We start from the raw sequence: 1,965 nt of genomic DNA on the forward strand, positions 1-1,965 counted from the left end.
CCCCGCACCCTGAAGGGGTGCGGGGCCCGGCCCGTTGACGTTCTCGCGCTGTCAGCGCTTGCGCGGCGGGCGCTGCCGCTTGCCCGGGCCCACCGTCACGACCTCGAAGTTGGACTTGGTGCGGTCCAGCCGGTGGAAGAGGTTGTCCGGGCCGGTGATGTACATCGTGGACACCCCGGCCCCCTTCAGCGCGTCCACGACCTTGGGCCAGTGGATCGGCAGGTCGAAGGTGTCCAGCAGCATCGTGCGCAGCTCGTCGGCCGTCGTCACGAGCGAGCCGTCCTGGTCGGTGACCACGGGCAGCTTCGGGTCGAGGATCTCGTAACGGGGCAGGATCTCCTCCGCGGCCCGGCGCCGCAGCTCCGCGAACGCGGGCGCGTGCACCGCCGGGACCATGGTGTACATGGAGTACCCGCCGGCCTGGCTGATGCTCTGCTTGAAGCCGTCCAGCTCCTTCTCGCGCAGCGACACCATGAAGAAGCCGTCGTCGAGGTAGCCGGAGTAGTCGTACCACTCGCCGCGCTCGCCGAGTTCGTCGAGGATCCCGGTCAGCTTCTCCTGCGGGGTGCGGACGAAGGTGTGGGTGACCGCGTCCTGGTACTCCTCCTCGAAGTACGCGTGCTCACAGCGCGCCAGCTCCGCGGTGAGCCGCACCACCTCGGGGAAGGGCAGCGAACCGACGTACGCGGCGGCCGCCTTCTGCCCGAAGCTGGGGCCCACGCACAGGTCCGGGACGAGACCGTGCACCTCCTCGGCCCGGTCCGCGGACGCCATCGAGTTGACCAGGAAGGCTATCTGGGTCGCCTCGGAGTAGTCGTCCTCCGAGTCGCGGAGCCGGTCGAAGACCGAGTAGCCGAGGGCCTCGTCGGCCTCGGCCAGCCGCTTCCGGGCGAACGGGTCCAGGGTGAGGAACCTGCCCACCTCGGCGAAGCTGGAGGGCCCCATGCCCGGGAAGACGATGGCCTTCTTGGCCTGCTCGGATGGCTCGGATGCCGTCATGGTGTGTGGTGCCTTCGTTCTCGGTACGGTCGGCGCTCAGTCCTGCGCCCGGCGGTTGAAGCCGCGGATGCCGATGAACCCGTAGATCAGGATGGCCGCCCCGATGGCGGAGAAGCAGATCCACAGCGGGATCGACTCCGGGGTCTTCGGCCCGGGGGTCAGCAGCAGCCCGCGCATCGCCTCGGTGATGTAGGTCAGCGGGTTGAACGTGCACAGGATCTGGAACCAGCGGACGCCGTCCAGGCTCCGCCACGGGAACTGCGTGGCCCCGGTGAACATGATCGGGGTGAGCGTCATGGCGAAGACGATGGAGATGTGACGCGCGGGCGCCAGGGTGCCCAGGGTGAGGCCGACGCAGCCGCCGACCAGCCCGCCGAGGCTGAGGATGCCCAGCGTCTCCGGCATCTTGGACATCGGCCAGGAGACGTCGTCCAGCAGCGCCAGACCGATCGGGATCATGACCAGGGAGCCGATCAGACCGCGCATCGCGCCGAAGACCGCCTTCTCCACCGCGACCAGGGAGACCGGGATGGGCGCGAGCAGCCGGTCCTCGATCTCCTTGGTCCACGAGAAGTCGATGGCCAGCGGCAGCGCGGTGTTCTGGAGGGCGACCAGGAAGCTGTTGAGCGCCACCACACCGGGCAGCAGCACCTGCTGGAACCCGGGCTGGGTGAAGCCGATCTCGCCGAGCACCTTGCCGAAGACGAACAGCATGAAGAACGGCTCCACGATGACCTGGCCCAGGAACGGGCCCATCTCGCGGCCGGTGACGAAGATGTCCCGCCACAGGATGAAGAAGAACGTCCGCCACCGGTTGGCGCGGCGCCGGTGACGCCCGCCGGAGCCCTTCGCGGACCGCGCGGGAACGATCTCCGTGGACGGCCCGGCGGCCGGTTCGGGGACGGCGACGGCCGTCGCGGCGGCGCCCGCGGGAGCCGGGGCGGCGGCGGGCTCCCGTACGGCGAG

2 protein-coding genes are annotated in these 1,965 nt (G+C 69.8%); both read right to left on the reverse strand.

The window, feature by feature from the left end:
* Window positions 1-51: 51 nt before the first annotated feature.
* Window positions 52-999 (reverse strand): ACP S-malonyltransferase, encoded by a 948-nt coding sequence (locus EEJ42_RS31835; RefSeq protein WP_123105353.1) that lies wholly within the window; start codon window positions 997-999, stop codon window positions 52-54.
* A 36-nt stretch (window positions 1,000-1,035) separates the two neighbouring features.
* A partial coding sequence (locus EEJ42_RS31840) for an ABC transporter permease (protein WP_246097528.1) occupies window positions 1,036-1,965 on the reverse strand: 930 nt, incomplete at its 5' end.

The organism is Streptomyces botrytidirepellens, from assembly GCF_003721215.1.
In the GTDB taxonomy this organism is placed as follows: Bacteria; Actinomycetota; Actinomycetes; order Streptomycetales; family Streptomycetaceae; genus Streptomyces; species Streptomyces himastatinicus.

Excerpts from the sequence above, each read along its gene's own strand:
- EEJ42_RS31835 (WP_123105353.1), bottom strand. The coding sequence starts at position 999 with ATGACGGCATCCGAGCCATCCGAGCAGGCCAAGAAGGCCATCGTCTTC.